The 7,676-nt window shown below is 46.7% G+C and carries 5 protein-coding genes and 1 pseudogene; 1 reads left to right on the top strand and 5 read right to left on the bottom strand.

The window, feature by feature from the left end; translation table 11 throughout:
* Positions 1-297: 297 nt before the first annotated feature.
* The 3 genes from IQ235_RS13170 to IQ235_RS13160 form a co-directional block, all read right to left on the bottom strand.
* Complete coding sequence (locus IQ235_RS13170; protein WP_264321913.1) at positions 298-546, bottom strand: DUF2281 domain-containing protein; 249 nt, start codon at positions 544-546, stop codon at positions 298-300.
* A gap of 68 nt (positions 547-614) precedes the next feature.
* The gene (locus tag IQ235_RS13165; protein ID WP_264321912.1) at positions 615-857 is read right to left on the bottom strand and encodes a helix-turn-helix domain-containing protein; all 243 of its coding nucleotides are present in this window, start codon (positions 855-857) and stop codon (positions 615-617) included.
* A gap of 50 nt (positions 858-907) precedes the next feature.
* Positions 908-1,486, bottom strand: a complete 579-nt coding sequence (locus IQ235_RS13160) for a Uma2 family endonuclease (protein WP_405196674.1) — start codon at positions 1,484-1,486, stop codon at positions 908-910.
* Positions 1,487-1,594: 108 nt separating this feature from the next.
* On the opposite strand from IQ235_RS13160, the gene IQ235_RS13155 reads away from it, so the two are divergent.
* Positions 1,595-1,795 (top strand): hypothetical protein, encoded by a 201-nt coding sequence (locus IQ235_RS13155; protein ID WP_264321911.1) that lies wholly within the window; start codon positions 1,595-1,597, stop codon positions 1,793-1,795.
* Positions 1,796-2,064: 269 nt separating this feature from the next.
* Here IQ235_RS13155 and IQ235_RS13150 read toward each other — a convergent pair whose 3' ends face one another.
* Together IQ235_RS13150 and IQ235_RS13145 are read right to left on the bottom strand one after the other, a co-directional pair.
* Entirely contained in the window at positions 2,065-7,359 is a 5,295-nt protein-coding gene (locus IQ235_RS13150; protein ID WP_264321910.1) for a glycosyltransferase, read from the bottom strand.
* 28 nt (positions 7,360-7,387) lie between these two features.
* Positions 7,388-7,676: pseudogene (locus tag IQ235_RS13145) on the bottom strand (hypothetical protein); the annotation flags it as partial.

Below are 7,676 nucleotides of genomic sequence, written 5' to 3'. Positions count from 1 at the left end.
CTATATTCGTATATCTGGCGACGGGGAACTTATGCAGTTTTGACCAAGAATGGGTCTTCTCTCAACTCAAAGAACAGCTTTTCATCCCGAAACAGAAATGACATCAAAGCGTCAGAATTCAGCAATAGTTGTAAATCGTTGAACCCACCCCCCTGCCCCTCGCGCTTAGGGGAGTAAGAAATGAACAGTTTCATTTTTATTTCTCAAGCCAAACGCATAAGTTCCCCTCTTGGGAGGGGTTAGGGGTGGGTTCGGGTACAGCGAGCATTGCACGGGTTATTTAATCCTCATTTCTAATCACTCTTGCCGATATTTATCGAGCAGGAGTTGTTGATAAGTGTTAGATGTTTCAGGTGAATTCACCTCTAAGCGATCGACCGTTTCAAACCATTGCGACCATGCTTGAGTTATTGTGCTGTCAGGTTTAGTTTCAGCAATATTAACTTGATGTTTATGAATGAGGAAATCGATAAAGTCGATCGCTTCTTGTAAAAGCGGATCGGAAAGTTGCTGTAATTTATTAATTGCTATATCGCGAATTGTCATAAAATAGTCTTATTTTTAATATTTGTTATGAATTAATATTAATATGCTTTTTCTGAAATGAAATAACTCTACTTTTCCTCAATATCCGGGACACTTCCCAAATAATGTCGTACAAATGTGGCTGCGGCTTCGGGATCGATCTGCTGTAGTGCATCTCGAATCTCTAACACAGCTTCAGCCACCGGATCGGTGGTTCCATTCACCCAACGGTGAACGTTGGAACGTCCAACCCCCATTGTCACTGCTAATCGATTTTGGCTGATGCCGTAATTCTCTAATACCTGTTTGAGTGCGGTTCCTGCTCTGCCCATGCCTCACATTGTGTCAGAGGCGTATAACCCTGTAAATGTTCGAGCGTGGTTTAAAAAACAGGTAACTCCAAAACAAATCCCGGTAAGACATCTTCTCCTGAAAGGGTTGCCGGTAACTCGATAATTTCAACAGTTCGATCGGGACGATAAATTTCCACTTGTTGGTCTTGGGGATTTATCAACCAACCTAAGCGCAAACCACTCTCGAGATATTCGCGCATTTTGGCTTGTAATGCGGCAAGAGAATCAGTACGAGAACGCAATTCCAGGACGAAATCGGGACAAATCGGCGGAAACTTTTCTCGTTCTTCTAGAGTCAGGGATTCCCAGCGATCGTTTTTTACCCAAGCCGCATCGGGAGAGCGATCGCCACCGTTGGGTAATCGAAATATGGTAGACGAACTAAAGACTTTTCCCAGTTTTGTTTGACGGTTCCACAGATTTAAGTCTGTAATAAAATCCGCTTCGCGGTTACCGCTGAGTCCACCGACGGGAGGCATAATAACTAGTTCTCCTTGTACTGTTCGTTCGAGTTTCAAATCTCGATTGACTTGGCAGAGTTGATAAAATTGCTCGTCACTGAAGTTGACATCATGCAAGCTTAAAACAACAGTTTCGGAAGTCATCATTGCTGAATATCCCTTGTATGCATAACCAGAATCGTTATTTTATGATATCTAAGGTTTCGCTTTATCGTCGTAAGCTGTAGGGTGGGCAGTATATCTTGTGGAAATATCTTGACTGGGGTTGGAGAACTGCCCACCTTCAAATATCTGATTCTGGAGGATGAGGTTTTGGTGGGCAACGGCGGATATTCATTGAAATTGAGAAGGAATACTTACGCCGCCATTACCCACCCTACAACTACAACCTGGTGTCCTAATTGGTATGGCGACGGCTATACCTCAAACAAACGATCGCGAGCCGGATTTGACTGAGAATATACCCCTTTTATTGAGAATTAGGCAAATTTTTTCAACGAGATTGCGTTGTTTGGGCGCTTGTGATATTCTGTTTTTATCAATCCAAGGGCGCAGCTATATCTATTTATAGTACGAATATCAAGTAAAACGCCAAATGCGATCGCTGCCATTACACACCCGACAAGCTACTCCGTCGGCGATAAATATCGAAAGGCAAAGCATTTGGATATTTATCATTTCGTTTTACTCATAATTCATCGCTCAAATGCGCGGGTCCCTACAGGTTACTGTTTTGAATCCTTCCGCAACACGAAAATAAACTCATCCTCGTTACTCTGCATTAATTCGATCGCAAATTTATCTTCAAATTCCTGCTGGCAATATAACAGCAACTCTGTAAATGCTGAAGGAGTCCAAACGTGGAAGTGGATGCTATAGTCCAGGTCGATGAGGAGGTATAATAGCCGCGCGGACACCTTCTTTTCAGGAGTTCGATCGACCATGCGAACATACTCTTCAAAATGAGAGATCCGCGATCGCTCTGGTCCTTCGGTATAATCTTCAATTAAGTGCTCTAAAGAAGTTACCGGTCGATCGACATCAAAGGTATACCGCTTATCGGGAACTGCTAGGTATAGAATACCGCCGGGTTTGAGAACTCGGAAGTAGTTTTGTAAGGTTTGAATCGGGTTTTGGCAATGTTCGATTAAATGGTTGGCGATCGCAAAATCCAGGGAATTATCGTCAACGGTGGATAGCACTTCCCCATCGTCGATAATATCCACATCCACCAACAGCAGTTCATTCATTTCTGGATACTGCAAGCGTAAATCGAATACCGACATTCGATCGACGTAGCGCACGTTTGCGGCTTCTGGAACCGGTAAAGGCGAGTGCAACGCCCCGATTTCAATACCGTCTCCTTTGATATATTTGTTGGCAATTTGGCGACGAACTCGCTTGACTTCTTCCCGAATTTGTGTATTTGAAAGTGTATTTGAATCTGTTGTTTTAGGTTCAGTTTCTTCGGTTTCAGGTTCTTTTTTTAAGGTTGCTACTCCAGCCGAGCGCATTTCCGTTTCTCTCGAAGATTCTTCTATTTTGCCATTGCGATCGCTTGTTGAATGTTTCGGTTGCGTTTGTGTGGGTTCAACGGGTAAATCAGTCGCCGATGTACCGTTATTTCCCGATTCAACTTTGCCGTTCGATCGCTGCATTCTTTCCGACTCAGCAGACGTATCTGATGTACCGTTTTTACGATCTTCGACAGTTTCAGTTAAACTCGTTTCAGAATCCGCAACTTCCCCGACGGGTGGCATCCCATTCGATATCCCATCTTCCATCCTTTCGATCGATGCTGTTGAAACGTCTCCGTTCGATGATGTCTCTGAAAACTCAGCTTCGATCGCCTGTTTCTCAACTTTCGCCGTTACCACCTGTTCGTGGGATTCTAACGCCTCAATATTCCCAGAACGAGTATCTTCAAATACCACTTGAATCGATGGCGGTGCGAGATTGATGCTGTAGTCTTCCAATCCTTTGGTTAAATGAGGATTGTAACAGGGATCGTTCTCCACATATTTGCGCCATCGCTGACAAATTACCGCCCCTTCTTTTGCCTGTCGCGCCAGCTTTTCCGGGGTATCTTCGTAACCGCGACTCTTGGATTCGTAGTGATACAAAACCACGTGGGGTAGATAAATATTGCGATAGCCGCGATCGACTAATTTGAGACAAAAATCCACATCGTTGTACGCCACCACCAGGGATTCATCCAACCCCCCCACTTCCTCAAACACATCCCGGCGACACATCAAACACGCCCCCGTCACAGCCGAGTAATTCGCTACCGTTTTTACCTGACAGACGTATCCCGGCGTATCTTTGGGGAACATCCGATGGCTGTGCCCCGCAATGCCACCGATGCCCATAATTACGCCCGCGTGTTGGATGCGATCGTCATCGTACAGCAACAAGCCCCCTACCGCCCCAATTGAGGAACGTTGCGCCTGTTCCACCATCGCTTCCAACCAGTCGGGAGTCACCACTTCCGTGTCGTTATTCAAAAGTAAAATATAGTCTCCAGTGGCGTTTTCTACCCCAAAGTTATTCAACTTCGGATAGTTGAAAGGGATATCGAGGGGGATACATTTAAAGCGATCGGGTTCTTGCTGCCCCCAGCGATCGAAAACAGCCTGGGTTTCGGGTTCCACGCTGCCGTTATCCACCACGATGACTTCGTAATTGGCATAGGTGGTACGGGTAAAAATCGACTCCAAACAGCGATCGAGCATTCGGGGCAAATCCCGCGTCGGGATAATAATACTGACTCGCTTCGGTTCGGCAATCTCGTAGCGAACGATATAGTTGCCGAAAAATCCCGGTACGTCGAGAATTTCCCCCGGTTCTCCCCGACGTTGCAGCGCCTCGAGAATCGCCTTTTTCGCCGCCTCGTAAGCATAGGTTTTCACCGTCGCTTCCCCAGCCGCCGTGGATTCGGCATGAATCCGCCAGTGGTAGAGAATTCGGGGAACGTGATAGATATTGTCGGTTTTTTCCGTAAATCGCAGCATCAAATCGTAATCCTGGCTGCCTTCGTAGCCGACGCGGAACCCGCCAATCTCATCGATTATCGATTTACGATACATCCCGAAATGGCAGGTATACATCCGCGACAGGAAGGAATCGGGGCACCAATCCGGCTTGAAAAACGGATGCATGATGTTGTTGTTTTCATCAGCCTTATCCTCGTCGGAATAAATCATATCCGCGTCGGGATGCTGGTTGATGAGTAACACCATTTCGTACAGGGCATCCGGGGTAATCAGATCGTCATGATCGAGTAAAGCGATGTATTCCCCCGTCGCCACTTCAATTGCCGAATTGGAAGCGCGGGAAATATGCCCGTTTTCCGTTCGGAATACCACTTTGATGCGATCGTCTTTGGCAGAAAACTCTTCTAGCAGGGGTTTGATATGTTCCGCCGTCGAAGCATCATCGGCAATACACAACTCCCAATACGGGTAAATCTGATTCAACACCGACACGATGCCATCCCGCAGGAACTTCTCTGGGGTGTTGTAAACGGGCATGATAATGCTAATTGTCGGTTGGCGATCGAACGTGGGAATCGTCTGCGCCATCTTCCGCAAATCCGTCGCCCTCGGGGCGTGCATTCCCGTCCACTGTTGGTAGGCGAGTTGGTGGGGATCGACGGCTGGGGCGAGTTCCTCTAAGATGGCAGGGGCTAACCCCAATTTTCGCTTTACTTTGGTTGTGACTTTCCCGATGGCATACCGCCAACCCTGGGTGTTCCCAATCTCAATAAATTCCCCCCGTCGCCCCCAGAGTTGCTTAGACTTTGCTAAGGGAGATTTGAGTTTGAACCAGATGATTCGCAGTTTCCAGAACTTGGTACTCTCCATCGCCGCGATCGTATCGTGGAGTTGCTGGATTTGGAATTGGGCTTGCCCGATGCCCAGTTGGGCTTCGTGGAGTTGATTGTGAGTTTGCCGATTTTCTTCGATTGCCTGCCGCAACCGTTCGTGAGTTTGTTGCGACTCTTCCCTGGCTTCGTGGAGTTGAGTGTGAGTTTGCTGGTTTTGCTCGATCGCCTGCCGCAGCCGTTCGTGGGTTTGTTGCGACTCTTCCCGCGCCTCGGCGAGTTGGGTGTGGGCGCGTCGTACGTCGGCAATGGCTTCGGCAAGTCGGGCGTGGGTTTGTTTTACCTCTTCTTTGGTATCCCCTAGCTGATGGTGAACGTCGTTTACCTCTTGATGGGCTTCTCGCAAGCGATCGTGAGTTTTCTGGGCATCAACGCGGGCTTCGTGGAGTTGTTCGTGGGTTTGTTTGAATTCAGTTTCGAGGTGTTTTTGATGATTTTGGGCATCGCGTAACTTAACGTCTAAAATATCGGCATGGGTTCGCGCGCAAAGTAACTCGAATTCTTTGGTGGCAAAAATATCGGGAAAGTTAATGGTGTAGAGTTCGAGATGTTTGGCGCAAATGTAGCGAATTAATTGCTGGCGATTTTCGGGGAGATTGCACCGACTTACCATCGAATCAATTGTCGATCGATACTCGAACAAGACTTCCGGAACGTGGTAGAACTGCCAGTCCCGTTGGGCTGCCATCAGCCAAAAATCCCAATCTTCGTAACCGAGTTGTAGGGGAATCTTTCCATCGTAACCGCCGCAATCTTCCCATACCTCTTTGCGGAAAACGGCGCAGGCATCGATATAATTTCCCTTTGCCATTAAATTAATATCGAACTCGGGAACCTCGCGAATTTCCTGTTTGTCCCCAAAAATTTCCATATCGCCATACACGATGCCAATATCCGGGCGATCGTCTAAAATTTCGATGGCTTTAGTAATATAGCTGGGTTTGATTTTATTATCGGCATCCAGCGGTAGAATATACCGCCCTCGCGCATTTTGAATCCCTAAATTACGCGCTTCGGCAAGTCCTTTATTTTCGGAACGATCGATAATATGATAGTTGCGCTCTCGCAGGTAATTAAGAACTTTACGGGTGAGAGGTTCGGTAGAGGCATCGTTAACGATAATAATCTCGTAAACTTTCTCTTGGCATCGCTGGATGCTGGCGATCGCCTCTAAGAGAAATTCGCCACCGTTGTAACAGGGAATCACAACGGAGACAATCATTTCAGATCGTTCTAATCGTTGAGAACGATCGGGGGAAACGGTTTTGACTTCCGGAGTTTTAGCCGCCAGAGATAGCGGTAAACTTTCTCGATCTTCCATTTCGATTTTTGAAAATTTAGACGAAAAATTGCTAGGCAAATCGGCCGCGCGATCGAGTTCTTCTAAGACATCCAGAGATTCGGGCATTTGAGTTTGCAGGGTTTGCACCAAGGGATGGTTCCAACTGAGGCTGCTAAAAATTTGGGTATCGTAAATATGCTCTAAAGAATGCCCGTTGGATTGCGATTTTAAGTTAAATTTATCTTCTAAAAGTTGGATTAACTGCTCCGGTTCGCGAATGCATCGATCGATACTCATTAAAATAGAGCGATCGCGATTTTTACGGTAAAATTCTAATAGGTGACGGTTGTAAAATTCCCACACTTTTATCGCCCATTCCGAGCGATTGTGAAACGCCACGCTATTCAATCGTCCGATGGAATCCACCACATCCCAAGGGAAGCGATAAACTAGTACATATCGAGCTTCAGGTAATAGCTCGTTCCAAAAATCTAAAAGTAGCGTCGTTCGAGGATCTTTCCATCCCCATACTGCCGATTCAACACAATCTCGCATACGGCGATCGATTAAATCTTGTGCCGATCCAATATAGTTAGAAAGAACAGATCGATCGAGTTTTTCGCTTTTCGTCCAGCCCCAATCGATCCACCCCTCTTCTTCTGAGTTGCAGCAGGCTTGCAACATCGATCGCTGCAATTGAACGAAGTCTATGTCTTCAAAGTAACCTTTAGGATTGTAAGCATCTGCGTCGAGTAAGTTTTCCCCGACGTCAATCCCCAAAGAACGAACGAAAGATGCAGTTAGGGAAGTTCCCGAGCGATGCATTCCCGTTACGATTAAGACGTTCGACATAGTCCGTACCCAGTGTTGATTGCAGTTCTTAGAGCATTTCTGGAAAGCGATCGTTGGCGCGGTTATCGAGTAAAGGAGTCGATTTCAACCGCACCGGACAATTGTTAATCGCCACAAACGTCGCCCGATCGGCTTCTTGGCGATTTCTCATTCTCTCAAATTTGGGGACGATCGGCTGATGGCATTCATACACCGATGTAAACCCAACATCCACTAACAAGTTATAGAGAGACGGACGAGTCAGCCAAACACTTTTTGGGTTGCCAATAGATGCCCACACCGTTTCATCTTCTCGGTAGAGACTCCCCCGATAGGCT

It is taken from the genome of Zarconia navalis LEGE 11467, from assembly GCF_015207075.1.
Taxonomy (GTDB): Bacteria; Cyanobacteriota; Cyanobacteriia; order Cyanobacteriales; family Geitlerinemataceae; genus Zarconia; species Zarconia navalis.
This window is presented reverse-complemented; position numbering and strand designations above follow the sequence as displayed.

Excerpts from the sequence above, each read along its gene's own strand:
- IQ235_RS13170 (WP_264321913.1), bottom strand. The coding sequence starts at position 546 with ATGACAATTCGCGATATAGCAATTAATAAATTACAGCAACTTTCCGAT.
- IQ235_RS13165 (WP_264321912.1), bottom strand. The coding sequence starts at position 857 with ATGGGCAGAGCAGGAACCGCACTCAAACAGGTATTAGAGAATTACGGC.
- IQ235_RS13160 (WP_405196674.1), bottom strand. The coding sequence starts at position 1,486 with ATGATGACTTCCGAAACTGTTGTTTTAAGCTTGCATGATGTCAACTTC.
- IQ235_RS13150 (WP_264321910.1), bottom strand. The coding sequence starts at position 7,359 with ATGTCGAACGTCTTAATCGTAACGGGAATGCATCGCTCGGGAACTTCC.